This is a genomic window from Micromonospora sp. WMMD735, from assembly GCF_049178995.1.
GTDB lineage: Bacteria > Actinomycetota > Actinomycetes > Mycobacteriales > Micromonosporaceae > Micromonospora > Micromonospora wenchangensis.
The window spans coordinates 3311087-3335758 of record NZ_JBMHMJ010000002.1; the positions used below are offsets into that span (position 1 = coordinate 3311087).

At 72.3% G+C, this 24672-nt stretch carries 24 protein-coding genes and 1 other RNA gene; 10 read left to right on the forward strand and 15 right to left on the reverse strand.

All coding sequences use genetic code 11. From position 1 onward, the window contains the following. Positions 1–111: 111 nt before the first annotated feature. From ACN268_RS13925 to ACN268_RS13950, 6 genes are all read left to right on the forward strand, one after another. Entirely contained in the window at positions 112–483 is a 372-nt protein-coding gene (locus tag ACN268_RS13925; RefSeq protein ID WP_088644871.1) for a hypothetical protein, read from the forward strand. Next, positions 480–986 carry a roadblock/LC7 domain-containing protein gene (locus ACN268_RS13930; RefSeq protein WP_421483569.1) on the forward strand — a complete coding sequence of 169 codons (507 nt, stop codon included), beginning with the start codon at positions 480–482 and terminating at the stop codon, positions 984–986. Before ACN268_RS13925 ends, ACN268_RS13930 begins: the two co-directional genes overlap by 4 nt. Before the next feature lie 309 nt (positions 987–1295). After that, positions 1296–2801 (forward strand): hypothetical protein, encoded by a 1506-nt coding sequence (locus tag ACN268_RS13935; RefSeq protein ID WP_421483570.1) that lies wholly within the window; start codon positions 1296–1298, stop codon positions 2799–2801. Positions 2802–3034: 233 nt separating this feature from the next. Then, a complete protein-coding gene (locus ACN268_RS13940; RefSeq protein ID WP_421483571.1) occupies positions 3035–3535 on the forward strand; it encodes a hypothetical protein in 501 nt (166 codons plus the stop codon). A 267-nt stretch (positions 3536–3802) separates the two neighbouring features. Further along, complete coding sequence (locus ACN268_RS13945) at positions 3803–4141, forward strand: hypothetical protein (protein ID WP_421483572.1); 339 nt, start codon at positions 3803–3805, stop codon at positions 4139–4141. A gap of 800 nt (positions 4142–4941) precedes the next feature. Then, positions 4942–5313: a hypothetical protein gene (locus ACN268_RS13950; protein ID WP_421483573.1), complete on the forward strand. Its 372-nt coding sequence runs from the start codon at positions 4942–4944 to the stop codon at positions 5311–5313. A gap of 165 nt (positions 5314–5478) precedes the next feature. Here the strand turns inward: ACN268_RS13950 and rnpB are convergent. Then, positions 5479–5897, reverse strand: an RNA gene (rnpB, locus tag ACN268_RS13955) — RNase P RNA component class A. Between the two features lie 53 nt (positions 5898–5950). After that, the gene (locus tag ACN268_RS13960) at positions 5951–6772 is read right to left on the reverse strand and encodes a hypothetical protein (protein WP_421483574.1); all 822 of its coding nucleotides are present in this window, start codon (positions 6770–6772) and stop codon (positions 5951–5953) included. Positions 6773–6968: 196 nt separating this feature from the next. On the opposite strand from ACN268_RS13960, the gene ACN268_RS13965 reads away from it, so the two are divergent. Then, the gene (locus tag ACN268_RS13965) at positions 6969–7730 is read left to right on the forward strand and encodes a sulfite exporter TauE/SafE family protein (RefSeq protein ID WP_421483575.1); all 762 of its coding nucleotides are present in this window, start codon (positions 6969–6971) and stop codon (positions 7728–7730) included. Between the two features lie 16 nt (positions 7731–7746). Here ACN268_RS13965 and ACN268_RS13970 read toward each other — a convergent pair whose 3' ends face one another. After that, entirely contained in the window at positions 7747–8970 is a 1224-nt protein-coding gene (locus ACN268_RS13970; RefSeq protein ID WP_421483576.1) for an MFS transporter, read from the reverse strand. A gap of 69 nt (positions 8971–9039) precedes the next feature. Between ACN268_RS13970 and ACN268_RS13975 the strand changes: the two genes are divergently transcribed. Beyond that, positions 9040–9519, forward strand: coding sequence for a MarR family winged helix-turn-helix transcriptional regulator (locus ACN268_RS13975; protein WP_421483577.1), 480 nt, complete (start codon positions 9040–9042; stop codon positions 9517–9519). Positions 9520–9806: 287 nt separating this feature from the next. Here the strand turns inward: ACN268_RS13975 and mctP are convergent, their stop codons facing one another. From mctP to ACN268_RS14010, 7 genes are all read right to left on the reverse strand, one after another. After that, positions 9807–11462, reverse strand: coding sequence for a monocarboxylate uptake permease MctP (gene mctP, locus ACN268_RS13980; protein WP_421483578.1), 1656 nt, complete (start codon positions 11460–11462; stop codon positions 9807–9809). 177 nt (positions 11463–11639) lie between these two features. Continuing rightward, entirely contained in the window at positions 11640–11882 is a 243-nt protein-coding gene (locus tag ACN268_RS13985; protein WP_421483579.1) for a DUF3311 domain-containing protein, read from the reverse strand. A gap of 199 nt (positions 11883–12081) precedes the next feature. Beyond that, on the reverse strand, positions 12082–13293 hold the full coding sequence (locus tag ACN268_RS13990) for a bifunctional RNase H/acid phosphatase (protein ID WP_421483580.1): 1212 nt from the start codon (positions 13291–13293) through the stop codon (positions 12082–12084). A 4-nt stretch (positions 13294–13297) separates the two neighbouring features. Continuing rightward, positions 13298–14035 (reverse strand): zinc ribbon domain-containing protein, encoded by a 738-nt coding sequence (locus ACN268_RS13995; protein ID WP_363651418.1) that lies wholly within the window; start codon positions 14033–14035, stop codon positions 13298–13300. Beyond that, positions 14032–14898 (reverse strand): Nif3-like dinuclear metal center hexameric protein, encoded by an 867-nt coding sequence (locus ACN268_RS14000; protein WP_421483581.1) that lies wholly within the window; start codon positions 14896–14898, stop codon positions 14032–14034. Before ACN268_RS14000 ends, ACN268_RS13995 begins: the two co-directional genes overlap by 4 nt. A 54-nt stretch (positions 14899–14952) precedes the next feature. Then, the gene (locus tag ACN268_RS14005; protein WP_421483582.1) at positions 14953–15534 is read right to left on the reverse strand and encodes a flavoprotein; all 582 of its coding nucleotides are present in this window, start codon (positions 15532–15534) and stop codon (positions 14953–14955) included. Positions 15535–15550: 16 nt separating this feature from the next. Then, positions 15551–16777 carry a helix-turn-helix domain-containing protein gene (locus ACN268_RS14010; RefSeq protein ID WP_421483583.1) on the reverse strand — a complete coding sequence of 409 codons (1227 nt, stop codon included), beginning with the start codon at positions 16775–16777 and terminating at the stop codon, positions 15551–15553. A 250-nt stretch (positions 16778–17027) separates the two neighbouring features. Between ACN268_RS14010 and ACN268_RS14015 the strand changes: the two genes are divergently transcribed. After that, positions 17028–17699: a bifunctional DNA primase/polymerase gene (locus tag ACN268_RS14015; protein ID WP_421483584.1), complete on the forward strand. Its 672-nt coding sequence runs from the start codon at positions 17028–17030 to the stop codon at positions 17697–17699. A gap of 129 nt (positions 17700–17828) precedes the next feature. After that, on the forward strand, positions 17829–17984 hold the full coding sequence (locus ACN268_RS14020; RefSeq protein ID WP_421483585.1) for a hypothetical protein: 156 nt from the start codon (positions 17829–17831) through the stop codon (positions 17982–17984). A 41-nt stretch (positions 17985–18025) separates the two neighbouring features. On the opposite strand, the gene ACN268_RS14025 is transcribed toward ACN268_RS14020, so the two are convergent. The 5 genes from ACN268_RS14025 to ACN268_RS14045 are packed head-to-tail and all read right to left on the reverse strand — an operon-like array spanning position 18026 to position 24207. After that, a complete protein-coding gene (locus ACN268_RS14025; RefSeq protein WP_421486888.1) occupies positions 18026–18748 on the reverse strand; it encodes an FAD:protein FMN transferase in 723 nt (240 codons plus the stop codon). A 48-nt stretch (positions 18749–18796) separates the two neighbouring features. Then, complete coding sequence (locus ACN268_RS14030; RefSeq protein WP_421483586.1) at positions 18797–19387, reverse strand: FMN-binding protein; 591 nt, start codon at positions 19385–19387, stop codon at positions 18797–18799. Positions 19388–19400: 13 nt separating this feature from the next. After that, positions 19401–20822, reverse strand: a complete 1422-nt coding sequence (locus ACN268_RS14035; RefSeq protein ID WP_421483587.1) for a ferric reductase-like transmembrane domain-containing protein — start codon at positions 20820–20822, stop codon at positions 19401–19403. Next, entirely contained in the window at positions 20819–22210 is a 1392-nt protein-coding gene (locus ACN268_RS14040) for a DUF1501 domain-containing protein (protein ID WP_421483588.1), read from the reverse strand. Before ACN268_RS14040 ends, ACN268_RS14035 begins: the two co-directional genes overlap by 4 nt. A 20-nt stretch (positions 22211–22230) precedes the next feature. Continuing rightward, positions 22231–24207: a DUF1800 domain-containing protein gene (locus ACN268_RS14045; RefSeq protein ID WP_421483589.1), complete on the reverse strand. Its 1977-nt coding sequence runs from the start codon at positions 24205–24207 to the stop codon at positions 22231–22233. Positions 24208–24672 lie beyond the last annotated feature (465 nt).

Consider the following 24672-nt stretch of genomic DNA (forward strand, 5'->3'; position numbering starts at 1 on the left):
GGGTGTGTGCGAGCCTCGTCAGACCTCTTGCGGCGCTGCCATCGCCCGCCACCTGGGCGGGACGACGACGATGTCGACGGCGCCGCCCTGCCGAACCGGGAGAACACCACCGTGGCTAGCCTGGACGTCGCCCTGAAGAACGCGATGAATATCGACGGAGCGATCGGGGTGGCGCTCGTCGACTACAGCAGCGGCATGACCCTCGGCGTGGCCGGCGGCACCGGCGAGATAGATCTGACCGTCGCCGCCGCCGGCAACACCGACGTCGTCCGCGCCAAGATGCGCACCCTGGAGATGCTCAAGATCGAGGACGAGATCGAGGACATCCTGATCACCCTCGGCAGCCAGTACCATCTGATCCGCCCGCTGACCGGCCGCACCGGCAAGGGCCTCTTCCTCTACCTGATGGTGAGCAAGAGCCGGGCCAACCTGGCGATGGCCCGGCACCAGCTGCGCACCATCGAGGAGAGCCTGGAACTGTGACCGCAGACAAGACCGAGACCGCCCTGCCCCGCCGCTCGGCCCGCGCCGCCCGCGCGTCCCGCGTCGCCGCCCCGCCTGCCGCCCGGCCGCTCCCGCCGTCGCTGGCCGGGGACCGCTCGCTGCCGTACCCGGCGATCAGTCGTGAGTTGGCGGAGCTCAGGCACGAGATCCCCGGGGTGCAGGGCTGCGTCCTGGGTGGCGTCGACGGCCTGCTCATCACGCACAACCTGCAGAACGAGGTGGACCCGAACGACCTGGCCGCGCTCGCCGCGACCACCTTCGGCCTCGGGCGGCAGGTGGGCATGCGGCTCGACCAGGGCGACTTCCAACAGTCGACGGTCCGCAACCAGGGCGGCTACCTGAGCGTCTACGCGGTCAGCGAGCAGGCCCTGCTCGCCGTGATCGGCACGGACACCGTCAACGTCGCCCGGCTGCACCTGCACGCGCCGGGGGTGGCCGGCCGGATCGCGGCGCTGCTGACCCCGGTTCCGACGGAGGCCTGACCCGTACGGCGGGGGCGCGGCCGTGCGGGCCGGGCCTCCGCCGTACGGGACGGAAGACCCGATTAGCGGGTGAATCCCGACCTCTGTCCACACTCCACCGCAGCAGCCGACCAGACCCCCTGGAACTGGCTTTTCCGAAATAATCTCCACTGCCGGGAAATAGTAATCACAGATTGGCCGAAAACGCGCGCCCCAGCAACGATAATTGACCGTGAAAGTAACTATGTCGACACATGTTTCTGATCAAGTCGACGCATGCCACTCTCCGTATCCGCACCTGCGACGCGGGCCACGCGTCGGCGGTTTCTGTTGCTGTCAGGGCTACTCGCGCTGACCGCCCCCCTGGTAGCCGCCCCCGCCGAGGCAGAACGCGCCGTCGGCTCCGGCGTCACCATGCCCACCTGCGCCTGGTCGTCGAAGTACGGGGCGACGAGCCTGAACGCCTACTGGCCGGACACCGCCGCCACCTACTGGTCGACCATCTATCCGGTCACGCCGGGCCTGGAAATCACCCTTTCCGGAACCTTCCCCGACGCCAGGTACGCATCTTTCAACGTGTACGACGACAAGCCCACCTACTTCACCCGCAATGGTGTCAGCTCCAGCATGCCGGATTACCTCATCACGCCGGACGCGGGCAGCAGGAATCCGTGGCAGACCGGTGCCGCGCCGGGTGGAAAGTTCACCCTCACCATCACCCACGACGTGACCTTCGGGCAGACCAACCGGATGCCCCTGGCCCGGGAGGACGCCCTGCCCGGCGCGAAGGCATCGGTCATCTTCCGGGTCTACCTGCCGGCCGGTGGCGACGCGACCGTCGTCCTGCCCACCATGACCCTCACCCTCGACGGGGTGTCGCAGACCCTGCCGCCCTGCCCCCCGGGAGGCGGCGGCACCCCCACCACCACCCCGGCGACTCCGAACGCCCGCGAGGCGGGGCTGTCCGGAGCAGGCGGCCCCGGTGACGGGCCGGGGCATCCCGGCGGACCGGACGGACCGGGACACCACCCCGGTGGACCGGGCGGGCCCGGCCATCCCGGCGGCCCCGGCCCCGGCGGACCTGGTCATCCCGGCGGCCCGGGTGGACCCGGCGGGCCCGGTGGACCCGGCGGGCCAGGTGGACCCGGCGGACCCGGCGGACCCGGCGGACCCGGTGGGCCAGGTGGGCCAGGTGGGCCAGGTGGGCCGGGGCATCCGGGTGGGCCGGGGCATCCGGAGGAGACCGGGCAGAAGCTCTTCACCCGGACGTCGGAGGTGGAGAACCTCGCCCCCAACCCGGACAACGCCTACCTCGGGACCTGGGTCACCCCGCCTGCGGCGGACCAGGTGCTGGTGATCCGGGGTCGGGCACCGCGGGCGGTCGCCGGCAACCATCCGGGCGTCTGGCCGCGCCGACACGCCGACCTGCGCTACTTCTCGATGTGCACCAACCTCGGCGGCCAGGTCAAGCCCGTCGTGATCAACCGGTTCGCCGACGCGCCGGCCAGTCTGGGCTGCCGCTACGACGACGACACCCGCCTCGACCGGCACGGCTACTACACGTACGTGCTCGGTCGGGAGCAGCAGCGGGCGGCCATCGAGGCGGTGGCCGACGCGACCTTCCTGCCGTTCTCCGTCTCGTACCCGGTGGCCCCGCACATGGTGCTGCTGCGGAACCTGCTGCCGGTGGCCGGATTCCCGCACGCCACCCAGAACGTGCCGGTGGACAGCACGGCGGAGACGGCCGCCACCGTGATGGGGCCGCACTATCCGCTGCTGAAGGTGTGCTCCCTCGCCAGCCTGGCCGCCGACGGGGGTCGCGTGTGCACCACCTGAGCTGAACAGACGGGTGGTCCGGGCGTCGTCGACGCCCGGACGCTCCTGTCGTCGCACTGCGACTCGTTGCGCCACGACTCGTTGCCACACGACTCGTTGCACCGCGACTTGTTGCCACACGACTCGTTGCACCGCGACCACACGCCCGATCGGATGCCCGACAGCGGTCAACCCGCACCACCGCCCAGGGGTGTACTCCACAGAGTCCCGGCGACATCCGATCTGGAGGAACGATGTTCCTGAACACCCTGCGCGCCCTCGTACCCCTGGCTCTGCTGGCGGCACTGGCCGCCTGCGACTCCGCGCCGGCCGGTCCGGTGGCCGGCTCCGGTTCCCCCGGCCCGGTGGCCGGTTCGGACGCCGCGTCGCCCCCGCCCGGCGGCACCGCCGTCCCCTCGTCCGCCGGCAGCCCGCCGCCGACGCGCGGCACGGCGTCCGCCACCCCGGCGGCCACCCGAACGGCCTGCCCGGTCGGTGCCGCAACCCTCCAGCAGGTGTCCGGGCTGGACAGGAAGACCCACCGGATCGACCCCGACCACATCACATGCGCCCGGCAGTGGGCGACCGCCGGGGTCCTCGCCGTCGACCCGTCGCAGCAGGGGGACGGGGTGCTGCTGTTCGAGCACTCGGCGGGCGGGTGGAAGAAGATCGGCGAGGGCAGCGCGCTGGAGTGCAGCCCGTACGGCATCCCGAAGGAGATCGGCGACCAGCTCGGCTGCCGTGACCACGACTGACACGGACGTGCTGGCGGTGCGGCAGGTCGGAATGGCACGAAAGTCCCGCAGTCAACGGCCGGCGTTGTCCGTGCATGCCATTCTGCGTTGTCTTTCAGCGCCAGAAACGCTGTCGCGACGATCCGACAAGAATTGTGCGCGCCCGGGCCTGGCCGCAAACCGCATCGATTGCTAAGGTCACAGGCAGTCGTACGACGATACACGGGGATCCTCAATGTGGAACCTCGGCGTCCGCCGAGTCCTTTCCCGCAGGCGAGGAGAAAGCAAATGAAGAGTTTGGTGACCCATGGCGTCCGCCGTCAACTCGGCCGGGTCACGGTGGTCGTCATGGTCGGTGCGGCCGGGCTGGTGGGAGCAACGCCGGCACACGCGTTCCCGAGCAACTGCGAGGTCGCGACCATCTACGAGGACGGCGTGGGGATCGGTGGCACGACGAAGTGCACGTCGGGCACCGGAACACATCGGGTGGGCATCCACTGCTCGAACGGCCAGGACTACTACGGGGAATGGAAGAACACGGGAACGTCGGCGACCCGCATCTCCCGCAGGGAATGCCCCGCCATCGGTGTCATCCTGAGCTACCGCTGGCTGGAGGCACGCAGCTGACCATTCTCCGACAGCTGTCCCGAAATCGCATTTAAGGATGGGCGGGGCACCGGTGTGACAAGTCTGAGCCGAGTCCGAATACGGCTCAGACTTGTCACACCGTCGGCAACCTCGCGACCAGCGAGCCCATGCGTCGCTACCTGCACGCCCACGGGAGCGGTATCGGATTGTCCGGCGACCAGGGAGCAGGCAGGATCGATCGGGTGGACATCGTGGCCATGAAGTCACCATGCACGAGCGGGACGGGTTTCAACCGCATGCCCGCCTGCACGACGGCGTGCCAGCCCGCGATGCCGTCCAGCTCCGTCACGACGGGGACCACATCCGCGTCGAGGTGATCCCGTCGGCCCGGGGCATGCCCCGCCGACACCGTCGCCCGCCGGCCGTACGCCTCGCCCGGGGCCGCTGGCTGCGCTGGCAGATCAACTACCGCTTCACCGGTCACTGCACGGCACCGGGGCGTAGGAGTGGCGTAGCGCCTGCGGCAAGCCGCCGACAGCCACCGGGCCACCGCCCCCACGTCGGCAGAGCTCAGGCCAACGCGAGTTCGTCCGGGAAGTGCTCATGAAGCGCGGCGACCATTTGGCGTAGGCAGAACTCAAGGCTGTGGCCGTCGACCCTGATCGCCGCACCAGGAAGCCGCTGACTCAAGACCAACACGGTCTAGGGCTTGCGCTCCCGCTCCCCGTCAAGCTTGACCATCGCGACCAGACGCGTGCCCCGGCGCCTGTCCTCAGCGCCCGCCCAGGGATTGCGTGGTCCAATGATGGCGCAGACATCGGGACAGGGAGACAGCCGTCGTGACCGAGCTGGCCCGGCATGAGGTGGGTAACCGCGAACGTGCGCAACCGCCGCCGCCCGCGATCGTGTTCGAGGCGCTCACCCACCCGCGGGACCCCACCCGCCCCTGGCTCCTGCTGCTCGACGACGAGCAGCCGCCCCGGGTGCTGGAGGCCGCTTACCCGGACCTAGTCGTCTGGTCGTCCCTCTGGCCCCGCCGGCCGGACGCCCAGGTGCGGTTCGAGCTGGCCTCCGATGGCCGGTCTGGCAGCCTGGTGCGCTGGCGTCTGCTGGTCACCGAACCATTGCCCGACGCCTCGCTCCTCGGCCACCTGCGCAAGCGGCTCAACCAACTGATCAACGCCGACCTGCGATACACCTTCGGCCAGTAGTCGGCGCCACAAGGCAGGGCGTAGGCCAGACCGAGTCCGCTGAGCGCTCGCTCAGGGCGTCATGGGGGGTTTCAAACGCCGGCCAAAGTTGACCAACGACGACCATCGACGCCCGAACATAGCACCAGCTCAGAGCCTTGATCACGGCTCTGAGCTGGTGGGCGACGGACGAGTCGACCTGTACGCCGGATTCTGTGCGCGGCGCGTACCCCTCGCGGGGCCCGCACCGGCGGCGGCCATCCATCTCGGCCTGCCGTCGCCGACAGGCTCCTGCGGCCTACCCGCAGACATCGGGCGGGCAGCCCTCAAGCGTCTGCGCCGGGTCGTCAGCTTGCGGTGACGGCCCTTGCTTGGCCTTGCTCCGGGTGGGGTTTACCGAGCCACCCCGGTCACCCGGGGTGCTGGTGGGCTCTTACCCCACCGTTTCACCCTTACCGTCCCCGAATGGGGTCGGCGGTCTGTTTTCTGTGGCACTGTCCCGCGGGTCGCCCCGGGTTGCCGTTAGCAACCACCCTGCCCTGTGGAGTCCGGACGTTCCTCGGCGGCGGGCCGCAGCCCGCCGACGCGACCGCCCGGTCGACTCGTCCGTCGCGCTCCCATCCTAACGAGGTGCCGGCGGGACGCGTCGTAGCGGTGGCTACCGGTCGATCTCGGCTGGGGCGGGCAGCTCGGCTGCGGCGGGGGTACCGATGCACTTCTCGATGTCGGTGGCGGACCCCCAGAGGCTTTCAAAGTAGAAGCGGAAACAGCGGTTCACCACGTCCCGGCTGCGGATACTGAAGGCGACGTGCCGGTGGGAGTCGGTGGAGTACGTGATGATGACCAGATCGTCGTCGTAGATGCCGATGCTGAACGCCTCCGCCGCGTGCCGGGACTCGGTCAGCAGTCTGACCCCGTACCGGTGGCCCCTGCCTTTGGCCGCCCGCACGGCCGCGAGTTCGGTGGCCAGGAATTCGGCCATGGCCTCCTCGTCGCTGTGCAGGATGACCCGGCGGAAGCGGTGGTGCGGCGAGCTGAGCGCCCACTCCCGGCATGCCTGGATGTGGCGGGCCGCCGCGCCCACCGGGTTCGGCCCGTGGCTGCGCAGGTAGCTGACGCAGACCCGCTCGCGGGCGTTCTGCACGGCCTGCCGGGTGGCCTCGTAGACCTGGTCGTCCTCGTACACCTGCACGTCGACGGCGCGACCGGCCTGCTCGGCGAGCAGGGCCAGGCCGGACACGTTCAGCTCGATCGAGGCCAGCGACTGGCGGTGCCGGTCCAGCACCGCCGTCTGCGCCACCACGAAGACGAGGATGAAGAAGAGCGTGGTGGCCAGGAACGGCACCTGGTACTTCTGCAGGGCGCCGAGTTCGCGCCAGAGGAACATACCCAGGACGTAGAGGCACAGGCCCGCGATGAGGATGTAGAGCATGGCGTTCTTGACGATGGCGCCGGCCAACGCGATGAATCTCCCGAGCAAGGTTCCCTCCGCAGCTGCTGTCCGGCCGGCGCGACCGCCCCGGGAGGCATCGACATTAGGCTCTGCCGACTGCCGGCACCACGAACTGCCTGATCCTTGACAGATGACCGCACGGGCCTGCGTCGGATCCCACGGGACGGTGGGCGGCGGTCCGCCTGCTCCCGCCGTACGGCCGTGGTACTAGCCTCTGGGCACCATGGGGCTCTCGGACGTTTTTCTGCTGGTCATCGCCGGTCTCGCCGCGGGCACGGTGAACGCGGCGGCCGGCGGTGGTTCGCTGATCACCTTCCCGGCGATGATCGCGGTGGGCATCCCGCCCGTGGCGGCGAACGTCAGCAACTCGGTGTCGGTCTTCCCCGGCTACGCGGCGAGTGTGGCGGGCAGCCGGATGGATCTGCCGCCCCGCCGGACGCTGTGGCCGTTGCTGCCGACGGCGGTGCTCGGCACGGGGGTCGGCTGCCTGCTCCTGCTGGCCACCCCGGCGCGGGCGTTCGACCTGGTGGTGCCGTTCCTGGTGCTCGGGGCGACGGCGGTCCTGGCCTTCCAGGGGCCGCTGCGTCGGCTGGTCGGGCATCCGGCCGAGTTGGGCCCGCGCCGCCGCACCCTCACGGTGCAGGCGATGGTCGCGGTCGGCACGGTGTACGGCGGCTACTTCGGCGCGGCGCTCGGGGTGATGCTGGTGGCCGGCCTGGCCCTGGTGCTCGATGCGACGCTGGCCCGGGTGTCGGCGGTGAAGAACCTGCTGTCGGCCGTGGTGGGGTTGACCACGCTCGTGGTGTTCGCCCTGTTCGGGCCGGTCAACTGGGCTGCGGTCGCGGTGGTCGCGCCGGCCACGATGCTCGGCGGGTACGTGGGGGCGCGGGTGACCCGCCGCCTGCCACCGGTGGTGCTCCGGACGCTGATCGTCTGCTTCGGCACGGCGATCGGCCTCTACCTGCTCTGGCGGGCGTTGGGCTGAGCGGCCCCGGGGCCGCTCAGTACGCCTCCCCGACGGGTTCGTGCTCGGCCTGCCGGGCGGCCCGGTTCCAGCGGGACCAGAGCAGCCGTTCCCCGTAGCCGGCGGCCATCAGGTGCGCGCAGGCCAGGTAGACCAGCAGGCCGGCGGCGAGCACTCCGGCGCCGACCCAGAACGGCAGCGCCAGCCCGTGTTCGGCGAGCTTGCCGGCGAGGATCGGGGCGGGTGCGGCGGCACCCCAGCGGACCAGGTTGAACGCGCCGGTGGCGACCCGCCGGTCGGCGGAGCCGAGGCCGAGGGCCAGGTCGGTGAGGTTGGCGTTGGCCATTCCCATGCACAGGCCGGCGACGACGAGCACCACCAGCGACTCGACGGTGCCGGCCGAGGTGGCGAAGAGGACCATACAGGCCAGCAGGCCGACCAGCGCCACCCCGACGGTCTGTACCGCGCCGATCCGGTGGGCGAGCCGGTGGCCGATGAGCAGGATGCCGGCGGCCAGGCCGAGCCCCCAGCCGGTGAAGGCGAGGCCGAGGGGGATGACGTCCAGGCCGAGGAAGAGCGGCGTGTAGCCGAGCACCACGAAGAAGACGAAGTTGTAGGCGGCGGTGACCACACAGAGGGTGATGAACGCCGGCCGGCGGTAGGTGGCGAAGATCTGCCCCAGCCGTACGGGCGGCTGCCGGTGGGTCGGCTCACGGAGCTTGCGGGCGGCCACCAGCAGGGCGAACACCATGAACACGCCACAGACGAAGAACGGCAGTCGCCAGCTGACCTCGCCGAGCAGGCCACCGATCAGCGGTCCGACGGCGAAGCCGAGGCCGAGCGCGGTCTCGAAGAGGCCGACCACCCATTCCCGGTCGTTGGCGAGGTTGACCAGGACCACCATGGCGGTGGCGAAGAACATCGCGTTGCCCAGCCCCCACACGCCGCGCAGCACCGACAGTTGCACGATGTCGTCGCTGAACGAGGCGGCGATGGCGGCCAGCCCGACCACCGAGACGCCGGTGACGAGCACCGGTTTGAAGCCGAAGCGTCCGCTGGCCAGGGTCGCCGGGATCATCCCGACGGCCATCACCGCGATGTACGCGGTGAACAGCAGTTCGACCTGCCAGGCGGTGACGCCGATCGCGGTGCCGATGGCGGGCAGGATGGGGTCCACCACGGCGATGCCGGCGATGGCGAGGAAGGCCACCAGCGTGGTGGCGTAGATGGCACTGCGGTGGGGCTCGGTTCGCCGGTCCACTCCGCCTCCTGTCGGGCCGAAGCCGCATATAGCTGTATCGTACAGGTAATTCTGTTGTATCATACAGCTATGAGCGACGACCAGGCGCAGCGAACGGAGTCGGACGAGGCCACCCTCGGCCGGATCGAGACCGAGGTCGCCCTGTTGATGCGACTGGGCGAGGCCACCCGGCGGGCCACCGGCAGCGCCGAGCACCGGGTCCTCGACCGGGCGGCGTACGTGATCCTGCGGCACCTCGACGCCACCGGCCCGCAGAACGTCTCGGCGCTGGCCGCCCGGCTCAACCTCGACGGCTCCACGGTCACCCGGCAGGTCTCGGCGCTGCAACGCGACGGCCTGATCGCCCGCGCCCCCGACCCGGCGGACGGGCGGGGAACGGTGATCTCCCCCACCCCCGCCGGCCTGCACCGGATGGCCGCCGTCCAGGCCGCCCGGACCCGACTCTACGGCGACATCCTGGCCGACTGGTCCCCCACCGACCGGGACACCCTGGCCACCCTGCTGGGCCGGCTCAACCAGGCACTCGACTCCCGCACCCGCCGCCGCTGACCCCGCCCCCTCCCCGCCCCGCCCCGGTGATCAAGAGGTTTGCGTCACCTGCACCCGCGATGGGTGACGCGAACCTCTTGATCACCACTCCCGCCGACTCCCACCGGCCGGCGGGTGGCCTGACGGCCGGGTCGGTCGCGGGATCAAGAGGTTCGCGTCAGTTTTCGGCGGGATGTTGACGCAAAGCTCTTGATCACCGGGGTCGGACGGGGGCGGGGCGGACGGGGGCGGGGCGGGAGTAACGGAATGGGCGAGGGGCAGGGAGGCGGCGGGAGGGGACGGCGGGGTCAGGCGACCGGTTCGCGGGCCGAGTCGGCGTCGCGGTCGGGGCCGGGGGTGACGCGGGGGTCGCCCTCGTCGGCGAAGTAGTCGTCGGGGGTGGTGCCGTCCACACCCTCGGCCACTTTCGCCGCCCGCAGCACCAGCGTGACCAGCGCCGCCACCACCAGGTTCACCAGCACGGCGACGATGCCAACATAGATCGTCTTCTTGGTGTCGAACCCGAAGTCGGACAGCGGGAACGCCGACCCGCCGAAGTGCGCGCGCTTCGACGCCGGGTTGGGGATCTGGTACAGCATCCACATGCCCAGCCCCATGCCAGCCGCCCAGCCGGCGATCAGCGCGCCCCGGTGGAACCAGCGGGTGTAGAGGCCCAGCGCCACCGCCGGCAGCGTCTGCAGGATGATCACGCCGCCGATGAGCTGGAGGTCGATGGAGAACTGCGGGTCGAGGAAGACGATGCAGGCCACCGCGCCGACCTTGACCACCAGCGAGGTGATCTTCGAGACGTTCGCCTCCTGCGCCGGGCTGGCGTCCCGCTTCAGGTACTCCTTGTAGATGTTGCGGGTGAACAGGTTCGCCGCCGCGATCGACATGATCGCCGCCGGCACCAGCGCGCCGATGCCGATCGCCGCGTACGCCACTCCGGCGAACCAGTCCGGGAACTGCTGGTCGAACAGCACCGGCACCACCGTGTTGCTGTCGACGGTGCCCTCCTTCGCCCCGGGCAGCGGCTTCACCCCGGCCGCGATGGCCATGAAGCCGAGCAGCGCGATCAGGCCGAGCAGCAGGCTGTACGCCGGCAGCGCCGACATGTTCCGCTTGATCACGTCCCGGTTCCGGCTGGCCAGCACGCCGGTGATGCTGTGCGGGTAGAGGAACAGCGCCAGCGCCGAACCGAACGCCAGGGTGACGTACTGGAGCTGGTTGTTGGCGTTGAGCAGGATGCCGTCGTTCGGGTTCGGCGAGGCGGCGAACTTCGCGTCCGCCGCGTCGAAGATCGAACCCCAACCCCCCAGCTTGTACGGCAGGTAGATCACCGCCACCAGGATCACGATGTAGATCAGGCTGTCCTTGACGAACGCGATCAGCGCCGGGGCGCGCAACCCGGACTGGTAGGTGTAGGCGGCCAGGATCGCGAAGGCGATGATGATCGGCAGGTGCCGCGCCAGCGCGCTGTCCCCGGTGACCCCCATCGTCTTGAGCACCGCCTCGATGCCCACCAGCTGCAACGCGATGTACGGCATGGTCGCCACGATGCCGGTGATCGCGATCAGCAGGGCCAGCACCGGCGAGTCGAACCGGCGGCGGACGAAGTCGGCCGGGGTGACGAACCCGTGCCGGTGCGACACCGACCAGAGCCGGCAGAGCACCAGGAACACCAGCGGATAGATGACGATCGTGTACGGCACGGCGAAGAACCCGGCCGCGCCCGCCCCGAACATCAGCGCCGGCACCGCCACGAACGTGTACGCCGTGTAGAGGTCACCGCCGACCAGGAACCAGGTGATCCAGCCGCCGAAGCTGCGCCCGCCCAGCCCCCACTCGTCGAGGTGCGCCATGTCCTTCGGCGCCCGCCACCGCGCCGCCACGAAACCCATCGCGCTGACCAGCAGGAAGAGCGCCGAGAAAACGATGATCTCGGTCAGATGATCACGCCACATCAGAGCCCACCTCCGTTCGCGACTGCGGGGCTCGCAAACCCGGCTCACTCCTCGCGCTCACCGCAGCTCCCTCCGTTCGCGACTGCGGGGCTCGCAAACCCGGCTCACTCCTCGCGCTCACCGCAGCTCCCTCCGTTCGCGACTGCGGGGCTCGCAAACCCGGCTCACTCCTCGCGCTCACCGGGCCCCCCGCTTCTTGGTCATCTGGTAGACCAGCGTGGTGGTGGCCACCCCGAGCAGGATCCAGACCAGTTGCAGCCAGTAGAAGCGCGGGAAGCCGAAGATCCGGGGCGAGTCCGCGTTGAACAGCGCCGGGATCAGCGGCACCACGATCGGTATGAAGAGCAACCAGTTCCAGGGGCTGTGGTCCTTCGCCCTGGACGACGCCGCACGCGGCGTCTCCGGTTCGCCAGCGGTCATCTGACCCACCTCCGGTCGTCGTTCCGGCCAGTAACGGCCGGACGCTACGACCCGGTGCGGCCAAGCACGATCAATTGGCGCTTGACGATGCGCCGAACGGCGTTCCGGCTGCGCCGAACGGCACGACGAACGGCGGAACGCATCGACCGACGACGAACCGGCCCGGGAATCCCGGGCCGGTTCGGGGGACGATCCGCAATCAGCGGACCGGGAGGTGGGCGGTGTCGTTGACGGAACGGACCGCGACGCCCCCGTCGGGCCACATGTCGATCACCGAGATGCCGGCGGCGTCCAGGTAGAGCCGGTGCAGGAGGGCGTCGCCGGCCGCGAGGGCGTCGCGCAGGGCCAGCTTGATCGGCGAGACGTGCGAGACGACCACCACGGTCTCCCCCGGGTACGCCTCCCGCAGCGCCACCATCGCCCGGTCGACCCGCTGCCCGACCTCGGTGAACGACTCACCCCCCGGCGGGGCGACCCGGGTCGAGGCGAGCCAGGCGTCCAGTTCGCCGGGCCACCGGTCGCGGACCTCGGCGAAGGTGTGCCCGTCCCAGTCCCCGAAGTCGCACTCGATCCAGTCGTCCTGCGGGCGTACCGGCAGATCACCGAGCGCGGCGGCGATCGCCTCGGCGGTGGCCGTACACCGGGACAGCGGGGAGCTGAGCACGGCCGCGACGGACGGGGCCAGCGCGGCCACCCGGGTGGCGGTGGCCCGTGCCTGGGCCTGACCGGACTCGGACAGCGGCACGTCGGCGCGGCCGGCGTAGCGGTGCTGCACGGTCCACTCGGTCTCCCCGTGCCGGACCAGGATCAGCCGGGTGGCGGTGAAGCTCGGCCTCGGCTCCCAGGACGCCTTGGCGGTCGCCGGGTCGGTGCCGGTGGACCGGGTGGCGGCACGGGCGGCCACTTCGCGGGCCTGCGCCCGGCCGGGCGAGTCGGCACCCGCCACCTCCCGGGGCGGCTCACCGCCGGCCGAACCCGCCGCCGACCGGGAGGGCCTACCGGCGGCGGTGTCCATCGCGGCGTTGGCGAGGGCGTCGGCGTGCCGGTTGCGGTCCCGGGGGATCCAACTGAACCGGACCGACTCGAAGCGGTCGACCAGCGCGGCGGCCCGTGCGGCAAGCGGACGCAGCCCCGGGTGCTTGATCTGCCACCGGCCGCACATCTGCTCGACCACCAGCTTCGAGTCCATCCGGGCGTCGACCTCGGCCGCGCCCAGCTCGGCGGCGGCCTCCAGGCCGGCGATGAGACCCCGGTACTCGGCGACGTTGTTGGTGGCCGTCCCGATCGACTCGGCCCGTTCGGCCAGCACCTCGCCGGTGGCCGGGTCCCGGACCACGGCACCGTAACCGGCCGGGCCGGGGTTGCCCCGGGACCCGCCGTCGGCCTCGATGACGACCGCGCGCACCGCCACCGGGCTACAGACCCGACTCGTTGGTACGCACCATGATCCGGCGGCAGTCCTCGCAGCGGACCACCTCGTCCGGGTCCGAGCGGCGGATCCGGGCCAGGTCGGCGCCGGACAGTTCCAACCGGCAGCCGCCGCAGCGGCCCGCGGTGAGCAGCGCCGCGCCGAGGCCGGTGTCCTCGCGGATCTTGTCGTAGAGGGTGACCAGGTCGGCGGGGAGGTCGGCGGCGAGCGGCTTGCGCGCGCCCTGCTTGAACTCCTCCTCCTTGGCGATCGCGGCCAGGTTCTCGTCACGGCGCTGCTCGACGGCGGCCCGCCGGTCCCGGGCCTCGGCGATGCGGGCCTCGATCCCGTCGAGGGTCGCCTGCGCCGTCTCCCGCTGCTCCATCAGCTCCAGCTCGGCGTCCTCCAGGTCACCCTGGCGGCGGTTGAGCGAGACCAGTTCGTGCTGGAGCGCCTCCAGTTCCCGGGCCGGCCCGCTGCCGCTGGCCAACCGGGCCTCGTCCTTGCTCTTGCGGGCCCGTACCTGGTCGATGTCCTTCTCCAGCCGGGCGATGTCCCGGTCCAGGTCGTCCACGGCGACCTGGGCGCGGACCCGCTCGTCCTCCAGGGCGGACAGCTCCCGGGCCAGGCCCTCCAGCTCGGCCCGCTCGGGCAGCGACCGGCGGCGGTGGGCGAGCTGGGCGAGGGTGGTGTCGATCGCCTGGAGGTCGAGCAGGCGGCGCTGGACCTGGGGTTCAGCCTTCACGGTCGGGGCTCCTTGTCGTCCGTCGTGGGTGCGGCGGCGTGCACGGTCCACGGGTCGGTGTCCAGGTCGGACACCACGGTCTCGACGCCGAAGCCGGCCCGCAGGTGGGCGGCCACGTCGTCCAGCCAGGGTCGTTCGGTCGCCCAGTGTGCGGCGTCCAGCAGGGCGGGCCCGCCGGCGGCGAGGTGCTCACCGGCGGGATGGTGCCGCAGGTCGGAGGTGAGGAACGCGTCCGCACCGGCGGCGGTCGCCGCGGCCAGGAAGCCGTCGCCGGAGCCGCCGCTGACCGCGAGGGTACGCACGATACGCGCGGGGTCGCCCCCGGCGCGAACCCCCCAGACGGTGGCGGGCAGGACGGCGGAGGCACGCTCGGTCAACGCGGCGAGCGTCAGCGGGGCGGGCAGCTCACCGACCCGGCCGATGCCCCGGCCACCGCCGGCCGACGCCGAGCCCGGCGCGGAGGGTTGCAGCGGGCGCAGGCCGGCCAACCCGAACCGGGCGGCCAACGCGTCGGAGACGCCCGGCGCGGCGACGTCGGCGTTGGTGTGCGCCACGTATAGGGCCACCCCGGCGCGGATCAGGTCGTGCACGATCCGCCCCTTCCAGGTGGTCGGGGCGACCGAGGAGACGCCGCGCAGCAGCAGCGGGTGGTGCGCGACGATCAGGTCGGCACCGGCGGCGAGCGCCTCGGCGACCGTCTCGGGGACGACGTCGACCGTGCCGTAGACGCGGCGGACCGGGTCGGTGGGCTCGCCGAGCACCAGACCGACCCGGTCCCACTCTTCGGCCCAGGCGGGCGGGTAACGCCGATCCAGCTCGGCAACCACATCGGCGACGGACGGCGGGGACGCGGTTGTGCTCACGGCCGGTCAGCTTACCGGCGCACGGTGGCGGTCACGCCCACGCCCGTCGACGGGTCAGGCGGCCGAGGTGGCCCGGGAGCGGCCGGGCAGGGCCGCCACCGCCGCCTCCCAGGGGAAGGCGTGCAGGTGCCGTTCCCCCGTACCGGGTGGGTGCAGCGGATAGACGTCGTCGCCGAAGAGCACCGTGGCACCCCACTCGCCCAGCCGTCGCAGGCCGGTCTGGAAGGCCGGGTGCGCGGCCATCGCCACGTTGGTGAACGGCACCACCACCACCGGCACGCCCCGGCCCTGCCCCTCGACGAGCAGGCCCAGCGCCAGCGTGTCGGTGATCCCGGCCGCCCACTTGTTGACCGTGTTGACGGTGGCCGGGCAGACCAGCATCGCGTCGGCCGGGGGCAGCAGGTCCGGGTCGCCGGGGTTCTTGTAGTCGGTACGCACCGGATGCCCGCTCTGCCGGGCCAACGCGGCCCGGTCGACGAACTTCGCCCCGTCGGGCGTGGTGACGACGCAGACCTCCCAGCCGTCGTCCTGGGCCAGGCCGACGAGTCGATCGAGGTGACGGGCCAGCGGCGAGCCGCAGGCGATGACGTAGAGCACTCCGCGGTGCTCACTGCTCTGGTGGGGGCTGCCGCTCATCCGGCCGCCGCCGTGTTCATACTCCGACTCCCATCTGCTCAGCCAACTCCGCAATCGGCGCGGGCAACGCACCCCGTGTGCGACGCAGCACGTCGGTCATCACTTCGTGGGCGATGGGTCGGCAGCGGATCTCGGACGGGGCGAGCCGGTCGCCGCGCAGCAGCATCTCCCCCGCCATCGCGACGTCACCGAGCTGGGAGTAGCCCCGGGCCAGGTCGAGCAGGTGGTGGGCCCGCCGCTCGGGCAGCAGCCCGTTGAAGCTCGGCTCGGGGATGCGCTGGTGGATCTCCACCGCCCGCCCGCCGTCGCCCAGCTCCACGGCGGCGGCGGCCCGGTGCAGTTCCAGGTTGGTCGGGCCGAACGAGGTCCAGTAGTGGTTCTGGTCGCTGCCGAGCATCAGCGCCGCCTCGCTCGCCCCGTACAGCAGATCCTCAACGGCGTCGGAGTCGCCGAACCGGGCGGCGGCCATCGCCCCCTGCAACAGCAGCATGCCGTAGACGGAGAGCCGGTCCGGGGTGCTGTCGTTCAGGCCGCCGGGGGCGAGCTGGTTGGCGATGCTGAGGTTCAGCTCCAGGGCGGGTCGGGCCCGACCCATCGCCACCAGTGCGTTGCAGACCCGGGCCGTGGCGACACCGGCCAGGAGTTGGTCGTCGGCGCGCTGGGCGACCGCCATCGACCGGTCGGCGGCCAGCCAGGCCAGCTCGCACTCGCCCAGCTTGCGCAGCACCGAGGAGGCGATCTGGTAGACCTGCCCGAGCAGGTGGGCGGCCTCCCGCCCCGACTCGCCGCCGTAGCCGGCGTCGGCGGCCTGGGCGTCGCGCAGCAGTTTCGGCAGCGCCCGGGTGAGCATCGCGTAGCGGCCGTACTGGTAGGTGAGCCAGGCGTGGGTGACGGCCTTGCGCAGGTCGGCCAGGGGCGGTGGGTAGGACACCCCGTCGAAGTACGCGGTCATCGAGGAGTACTGCTCCAGGGCTGCCCGGATCTCCTGCACCTCGAACTGGTCGATGCAGCTCAACGCGTCGGTACGCCGTTCCGGGTCCTTGCCGAGCAGCAGTTGCACGTCGATCCGCAGGATCACGGCGATCTCGTACAGCACGGAGAACTTGTCCAGCCGGCGGACCCCGCGTTCGACCTTGTCGACCCAACTCTTGGACTTGCCGAGTCGGTCGGCGAAGACCTGCTGGGACATCTTGCGTCGCCCGCGCCAGTAGGCCACCCGTCGCCCGATCGGAAGCTCGTCCATCGTCTCCTGTTCCTCCCCCTGCCGGGCCGTCCGGCCGGGCTCCGGCCGACCACACCGGGCGCCTTCGATCCGTCCGCCCAGGTTGTCGCTGGTCGCACAGCGTGTACGTCACACGTACAGCCAGTTCTCATAGCTTCGTGCAAGTTGCACGAGTCGTTCGTCAGGTGTCAACGAGCCCGGATCACGACAGTGACGGCGCTCGACGTGAGGGGTGGCGGTGACCGGTCGAGGCCAGAGGAGAGCACGGGACATGTGGGGGAACGTCGGGCCACGGGTCGCCCAGCTGGCCCCGATCGAACGGGTCCGGCTGCGCCGGATCGCCGTGCGGTACGCGGTGCACGGCTGGGAGGTGACCCCCGGCGCCTGCCTGGCACGCAGCCGGTTCGTGTGCGGCCGGGCCGGTTGTCCCACCGTCGGCTGCCATCCCGCGCTGGAGAACTGGGAGCGGGGGGCGAGCACCGACCCGGCCCGGGTGGCCACCTGGTGGCGCAGCCGCCCGCACGGGGTGCTGCTGCCCACCGGCCGCGCCTTCGACGTGCTGGAGGTGTCGGCGCACCTGGGCCGGCGACTGCTCGACGCCGTCCCCGGGCACCCCGCCGGTCCGGGCGTCCGGGGGCCGGTGGTGGTGACCCCGACCGGACGGTGGATGTTCCTGGTCCGCCCCGGCGACCCGCTGCGCCCCGAGCTGGAACACTGCTTCCACGTCGTCCGGCACGGTACCGGCTCGTGGATTCCGGCACCCCCCACCCGGCTGCCCGAGGGCGCGGTGCGCTGGGCGGTCGCCCCGGAGCAGGCCCGCTGGCGGCTGCCCGACTCGTACCTGCTGCAGAACACCCTGATCGAGACGTTGCGGGCCGACGGGGTGACGTTGACCCCGGAGCTGCTGCCCGGCCAGCTCCCGCTGCCCCGACGCGGCCACTGACCGGCCGGGCACCGACCGGCCGGCAGCGGCGGGACGGGGCCGGGTCGGGTTCCCGCCAGCGTCCCCGCCGCCGCCGGACTCGTTGCACACCACGACGGCGCGCACGCGCCACCGGAGCGGGGGTACGACATGGCCAGCGACGAGATGCGGCACACCGGCGGCACCGAACCGCCGTACCGGCGACGGCCCCGCCGCTGGTCGGACACCCGGCCGGCCGGCTCCCGACCCGGTCGCCCCCGGCCGACCGGCTCCCGACCGGCCGGCACCCACCGCACGGCCCGGTGAACTCCCCCACCGGCAGGTGACCCCGCCACCACGTGGACGCCTCAGTCGGCCAGCGGCAGGGCGGTGGAACGCAGCAGCCGACCGTCGTCGGTGACCACCGCGTGCAGGTGGCCGGGGAGCCGGTCGAGCCAGCCGACGCCGGCCACGCCCATCGCCACCGCCGCCGTGGCGTACGCGTCGGCGACACCCAGGTCCGGGCCGACCACGGTGACCGAGCGCAACCCCCGGGCCGGTACGCCCCGGCGCGGGTCGAGCACGTGGTGCCCCCGTTCGTAGACGCCGGAGGTGGCGACGGCCAGGTCGGTGCCGGTGAGCACCAGGCAGGTGGCGTCCGCGTCCCACGGGTGCCGGACGCCGATCCGCCACGGCCGCCCCGACGACGAGTGCCCGCGTACCCGGACGTCGCCGCCGGCGTTGAGGCAGTGGTCGACCGCCCCGGCCGCCACCAGCCGGTCCGAGGCGACCTGGGCGGCCCAGCCCTTCACGTAGCCGGAGGGGTCCAGCCGGCCGGTGGCGTACGCGTCGAAGAAGCCGTCGGTGTCGCCCCACAGGTCGGCGCAGCGGGCCAGCACGGCGCGCAGGTCCGCCGACGCCCCGGCCGGCGGCAGTTCCCCCCGGTCGAGGCGGCGCACCTCGCTGTCCTCGCGGTAGGTGGTGAACCGGGCGTCGACCTCGCGCAGCCAGCGGAACGTGTCGTCGGCGAGCGTACGCAGGACGGCGGCGGGCAGGTCAGTGGCGAGGTCCAGGCTGATCGCCGTACCCATGACCTGCTCGACCCGGCGCAGGCCGGGCCGGGTCGACGCCGCGCCCACCTAGCGGGCCTGGTCGAGGGCGGCCTGCAACGACCGCCGGTAGCCGTCGCTGGTGGCGGTCGCCTGGGAGACCGTGTCCAGGTTCGCGCCCTGCTGGCGCACCACGTCGCCGGTGGTGCCGCTGTAGGCGGCGTCGACCCGGTCGCTGCGCAGGTCGGACTGGCCGCCCTGGGGCAGTTCCAGGGCCACCGCGTCGACGATCCGCGTGCCGGCGACGGTGATCCGCACCTGCACGTTGCCGAACTCGGTGGAGACCACCGGGCCGGTGACCGTGCGGGTGGTGGACTTCGGCGCGGTGGTCCGGCCGGCGGCCGGGGTGCGGCGGGTGCCGGTGTCCCCGTCGGGGGTGGTCCGCCGTGCGGCCGGGGTGCGGCCGGCGGTGGGGTCGGGCCGGCCGGTCGGTCGGGGCGTCGCGGCGGTCCGCTGCGGCGTCGCGCGGGGGGTGGCGGGTTCGGTACGGTCCGGCGTGCCGACCGGTACGCCAGGTGGCAGGTCCACGGCGACCTGGCGGTCCTGCGGTGCGCCCTTGAGCACCACCAGGGCGGTGGTGCCGGCGGCCAGCCCGGTGATCGCGAGCAACGCGCGACGCATGTCAGGTGCCCTCCTACAGCTCGAACGGGGCGAGGTGGATCTGCCGGCGGGGCACGCCGGCCTGCCGGAGCACCCGCACCGAGGAGTCGACCAGCCCCTGCGGACCGCACAGGTAGACGTCGCGGCGGGTCAGGTCGGGCACCAGCCGGCGCAACCCGTCGGGGCTCATCACCTGGCGGGGGCCGGCGTCGTCGCGGGAGCCGATGACGTACCAGACGGAGGTCTGCCGGGCCTGGGCCAGCCAGTCCAGCTCGTGCTGCAACAGCACGTCGGCCGGGGTGCGGGCCCGGTAGATCAGGGCCGCTCCGGCGGGCAGTTCCTCAAGCATCGCCCGCAGTGGGCCGATGCCGCTGCCACCGGCGATCAGCAGGGCCCGCTCCCGGGTGCGGTGCGCGGCGGTGAACGTGCCGGACGGCCCCTCCACCCAGACCCGGGTGCCCGGGTCGAGGTCACGCAGGTCCCGGGTGTGCCCGCCGACCACCTTCACGGTCAGCCGCAGCCAGCGGCCGTTCGCGGCGGCGGACAGCGAGAACGGGTGCGACTGCCACCAGCAGCCCCGGGCCAGGAACCGCCAGCGCAGGTACTGCCCGCCGAGCGGGTCGAGCTGGTGCAGCCGGCGGCCGGTGAGGTAGATCGAGACGGTGTCCGGGCTCTCGGCCACCACGTCGGCCACCCGCAGCCGGTGCCGCAGGTTGAGCAGCAGCGGCGCGGCCAGCCGACCCCATACGAGGGCGGCGGCGACCAGCAGATACGCGGCGGTCCAGCCGGTGCGCACCGGGCCGGGGGGGAAGAGCTGCGCGCCGTTGCTGAACTGGTGGCCGAAGCCGAGCAGCAGTGCCAGGTAGCTGGTCAGGTGCAGGTGGTACCAGAGTTCGTAGGGCATCGCCCGGCGGACCGCCCGGATGCCGGTGCCGCCGACGAGCACCAGGATGCCGGCCGCGGCGAACGCGGACACCATGTCGTCGAAGTCGCGCAGTAGCACCCCCACCTGGGCGGTGACCGGGTTGCCCTGGGTGCGCGCGTAGCCGACCACCAGCAGCGACAGGTGCGCCAGCACCGCCACCAGCAGGGTCGCGCCGAGGTCCCGGTGCACCCGGGACAGCCGCTCGCCGCCGACCCCGCGTTCCAGCACGCCGAGGCGGCTCATCATCAGCACCTGCACCAGCAGCAGGTAGCCGGCGACCAGCCCGGTGACCCGGCCGGCGGCGGTGAGCACGTCGGCGGTGCCGGTCAGCGAACCGGCCGGGGTGTCGAGCCACCACGGCAGCACCGCGGCCACCAGACCGGCCCAGAACAGCGCGGACAGCACCCGCCGGCCGGCGGACCCGCGCCGGGGCCGGGCCGGCGGCGGGGGTGCGGACGCAGCCGGCCGGCCGGCGTACTCCGACGGACCTCGGGCACGACGACCGGCGGCGGGCAGGTCCTGATAGGTCACGCGTAGAGCTTCATCGGGGTGTACTTCCGACGCGGGAAGATCTTGTCGACCTGGGCGGTGGTCAGCCCGAACCGGCCCTGCGCCACCGCGCCGTAGACGTCGAACATGTTGTTGTACTCGGGGACGTCCCCCGAGTCCAGGTCACTCAGCCCGTCCCAGCGGCCCAGCAGCGAACCGGCGAGCTTACGGCCGGACAGGATGGTGACCACCCCGCCGTGGCCGTGGTCGGTGCCGCCGCCGTTGGAGGCGACCCGACGGCCGAACTCGCTGGACACCATGACGGTGACGTCGGCGGCCCGGTCGCCCAGGTCGGTGAAGAAGGCCGCCATCGCCTTCGCCAGCTCGCCGAGCCGGCGGTGGAGCTGGCCGCCGGAGCGGGTGCCCTGATTCTCGTGGGTGTCGTAGCCGCCCATCCCGACCGTGGCGACCCGGACGTTCGCCCCGCCCTTGATGAGCTGGGCGAGCTGCCCGAAGGCGTACCCGACGCCCTCGTACGTGACGCCCTGCGCCGGCTGGTACGGCTTCGCGGCGAGCTGCTGGGCGGTGGACAGCGCGCCCATCCCCTCGATCACCGCCTCCTCGACGGGGTGGTTGATGCCGGTGAACAGACCCCGGATCGCCTTCTCGGTGGCCGCCCGGTAGCGGTCGTCGCCGTTGAGCCGCAGCGAGCCGACGCTGTTGAGCGACAACGCGCCGTTGGTGCCGACCAGCGAGCGGGGCAGGGTGCTGCCGATACCGACGCTGCGGAACGCGGTGCCCTTGCCGAGGGAGTCGACGAGGCTGTCCAGCCAGCCCCGGCCGCCGGTCTCGCTGGGCAGACCGCCGAGGTTGCAGGCGTCGGCGGCCTGGAAGTGGCTGCGGGACAGCCGCTCGTCGGAGACCGCCGGGACGAAGCCGAGCTGACCCGCCTTGAGCCACTTCTCCAGCGGGGCGAACGCGCTGGTCAGCGCGAAGCCCCGGCCCAGGGCCAGCGAGTCGCCGCCGAGCAGCAGGTCGGGGCGGGCCTTGGCGAGCACCGGGTCGCCGGCGGGGGCGACCAGGCTCAGCCCGTCCAGTCCGCCGTAGAGGAAGACGTGGATCAGGGTGCCGGTCCTCGTCGCCGCGAACGACGCGGAGGTGGTGACGAACTGGGCGGTGGCCAGCGCGGTGGCGGTGGCGGCGGCACCGGCGACGAACGTCCGCCGGGTCACCCCGCGTCCGTCCTGCTGCGCCTCCTCCAGGTCCTCCAGCCGGCGGTACCGGTCGGCCTCGGCGGCGTTCTCGGCGGCCACGACGTCGGCCTCGGCGCGCAGCAGCGCCTGCGCCGGGTCGTCGGCGAGCCGGCGCAGGTCGGGGCACTCGGGGTGCAGGGGGAACGCGGGCACGGTCTTCTCCATCGGGTGCGTCACCGGCTTCTCCATCGTCTGCCTCACCGCAGGTGGTGCTGGGGGGACGCGAGGATCGCCCGCGCGACGGCGGCGATCGCCCCGTTGAACGTGGCGTCGACCCGGGCGGTGGCGGACACCCCGGCCACCCCGAGGATCAGGTTCCGCTCCCGCGTCGACAGCTTCTGGTGCACCAGCCGCTGGGCCAACGCGTCCACGTACGCCCCGGCGGTGGTCGGCGGCTTGGCCACCAGCTTCTCCGGCCTGGTATAGGTGAACTGGGTACGGTTTCCGGCGATCAGGTCGGCGGCCTCGTTCCAGCCGTTGACCATCGTGCCGGCCGAGGTCCAGGCGACGTAGACGTCCGGGTAGCCGTCGGGGGTGGGCTGGCCCATCGGGTACTGGCCCAGCTCGCGCAGCTTGTCGTGGATCTGGCGCAGCCCCTGGGCGAACGCGGTGCGTTTGCTGTCGCCCTGCCGGAAGCCCGGCCCGGCCTGCGGCGCGACGCCCAGCGTCCGGTAGGTGGCGACCAGGTACTCCATCGGCCGGCGCACCTTCTGCCCGACCGCCGCCCAGAACTCCGAGGAGCTGAACAGCGACATCAGCAGCGGCTTCACCGAGCCCTTGTTGACGATGTAGATCTGGGTGAGCCGGTCCACCAGGGACTTCGGCGGGGTGTCCGAGACGAACCGGGTGGCCAGGCTGCGGGCCACGTACCGGGCGGTCGACGGGTGCAGCGCGAGGTAGGTGATGTAGGCGTCGATGACCTGGTCGGCCTTCTTCGGGTCGGTCGAGTCGTTGGGGTGGCTGAAGCCGAGGATCTTTACCTTGCCCCGGTAGTGCCGGTCGTGGCGGAAGACGTACCTGCCGTCGTCGACGCCCCGGCCGGTCTGCAGCAGGGCGGCCTGCCGGACGTCCTTCTCGGTGTAGCCGCCGTCGACCCCGACCGAGTACAGCTCCAGGTTCTCCCGGGCCAGGTTCTCGTTGACCGCGTCGGCCCGGGAGTCGTTCTGGTTGAGGTAGAGCAGCAGCGCCGGGTGCCTGTTCGCCGCCACCAGCATGTCCGGGTAGCTGCCCATGGCGTGCTTGCGGACCACGTCCCGGTCGAACGAGTTCCGGTACGCCTCACCGCCGTCGAAGTCCGCCGCGACGTGCAGGAAGTCGTTCCAGAAGTCGACCATCACCTCGTAGAGCTGTCGCTGCGACCAGATCTGCCGGGCCAGCGTGCCGTCGACCATCTCCTTCTCCGGCTGCGCGCCCCGCTCGTTGAGCTGCTCCCGCTGGTCGCGTACCTGCTGGGAGGTGAGGGCGAGGGTGGGCAGCTCGGCGAGCTTCAGCTCGGCGGCGCTCGGCGCGATCTTCTCCGGGTCGAGCTGCTGACGCACCCAGGCGTCGATGCCCATCCGCCTGATGTCGGCGAGCACCTTCGGGGTGGCCCCGAAGGTGGCCCGGCTGGCCAGGTGCCGGACGGGGTCCTTGGCCAGCACCGTCCTGACCGTCACCGGGGTCCGCGCCGCCGCGTCGGCCGGGCCGGAGAAGGTACGCCCGCCGCTGGGCGAGTTCTTCTTCAGCGCCGCACCGGCCCGGGAGCCCATGTAGCTCTCGTTCTGCTCGGTGTAGGTGCGTACCGTGCTGGGCTGCTGGCCGCTGGGCCGGGCCGGCGTGCCGTCGGTGGTGGTCGCGCCGGTGGCGTCCCCGGCGGCGTCGTCGAAGAACAGGCCGCGCACCTGGGGGCTCATCGCCAGCGCCGCGCCGCCGGCCACCACGGCGGCGGTGCCGCCCAGCGCGACCAGGGCGCGCCGCCGGCCGACCCGGTCGCGGTCGTCGCCGTCGTCGTCCAGGTGGGGCAGTCCGGTGCCGGCCGGCTGGTGGAACGCCTGCCGGCCCAACCCCTCGGGTCCCACCCACTGTGGGCCCCGGGACACCGGTGGCGGCCCGTACGGCGCGGCCGGGACCTCGTACCCCGGGGTGTGCCCGCCGGGGGTGTGCGGTCGATGCGGTGGCACATTCTGGTCGGCCATGTACCGGTCCCGTTTTCTTTCGATGCGCCGTACCGCTGCGACCGGGGCGGGGCGGAGGGGTGCGGCGGCGGCTGCCGGAGGAGTTGCCACGGGAAGGTAGCCAAGGGCTGAGCTGCCGACAAGGCTGGTCACGGCCGTCGGCGGGGGCACTTAAGGCGCCGCTGTGCGGCGGTGCCGGCCGGGTGGTTCCGCCCCGGCCGGGCCGCACCGTCCCCAGCAGGGACGACGTGTCCGGCCGCGCCCCCGCCGTAACGTTTTGGCGGTACGTGTCCCGGCGCGCGGCGTTCACCGGCACAGCGAAACTTAAGCCCCCGGTAAGCCGACGCTGAGGTGCTCCGCGCCCGCCCGGCCCGGTCTGGGCGGCCCGTCCCCGGCTGCTCCCGGCCCCGCCCCGCAGGCTGCGCCCGGGGGCGAAAGTAGCAGCAGGAGCAGGGCGTGACCGGCCGTCGCAGCGGGTAAGCCGCC

What these genes read in the sequence shown, in the direction of transcription:
- ACN268_RS13940 (WP_421483571.1), top strand. Translation starts at nt 3,035, where the DNA reads ATGTTCCTGAACACCCTGCGCGCCCTCGTACCCCTGGCTCTGCTGGCG.
- ACN268_RS13945 (WP_421483572.1), top strand. Translation starts at nt 3,803, where the DNA reads ATGAAGAGTTTGGTGACCCATGGCGTCCGCCGTCAACTCGGCCGGGTC.
- ACN268_RS13965 (WP_421483575.1), top strand. Translation starts at nt 6,969, where the DNA reads ATGGGGCTCTCGGACGTTTTTCTGCTGGTCATCGCCGGTCTCGCCGCG.
- ACN268_RS13975 (WP_421483577.1), top strand. Translation starts at nt 9,040, where the DNA reads ATGAGCGACGACCAGGCGCAGCGAACGGAGTCGGACGAGGCCACCCTC.
- mctP (WP_421483578.1), bottom strand. Translation starts at nt 11,462, where the DNA reads ATGTGGCGTGATCATCTGACCGAGATCATCGTTTTCTCGGCGCTCTTC.
- ACN268_RS13985 (WP_421483579.1), bottom strand. Translation starts at nt 11,882, where the DNA reads ATGACCGCTGGCGAACCGGAGACGCCGCGTGCGGCGTCGTCCAGGGCG.
- ACN268_RS14005 (WP_421483582.1), bottom strand. Translation starts at nt 15,534, where the DNA reads ATGAGCGGCAGCCCCCACCAGAGCAGTGAGCACCGCGGAGTGCTCTAC.
- ACN268_RS14010 (WP_421483583.1), bottom strand. Translation starts at nt 16,777, where the DNA reads ATGGACGAGCTTCCGATCGGGCGACGGGTGGCCTACTGGCGCGGGCGA.
- ACN268_RS14015 (WP_421483584.1), top strand. Translation starts at nt 17,028, where the DNA reads ATGTGGGGGAACGTCGGGCCACGGGTCGCCCAGCTGGCCCCGATCGAA.
- ACN268_RS14020 (WP_421483585.1), top strand. Translation starts at nt 17,829, where the DNA reads ATGGCCAGCGACGAGATGCGGCACACCGGCGGCACCGAACCGCCGTAC.
- ACN268_RS14025 (WP_421486888.1), bottom strand. Translation starts at nt 18,748, where the DNA reads ATGGGTACGGCGATCAGCCTGGACCTCGCCACTGACCTGCCCGCCGCC.
- ACN268_RS14030 (WP_421483586.1), bottom strand. Translation starts at nt 19,387, where the DNA reads ATGCGTCGCGCGTTGCTCGCGATCACCGGGCTGGCCGCCGGCACCACC.
- ACN268_RS14045 (WP_421483589.1), bottom strand. Translation starts at nt 24,207, where the DNA reads ATGGCCGACCAGAATGTGCCACCGCATCGACCGCACACCCCCGGCGGG.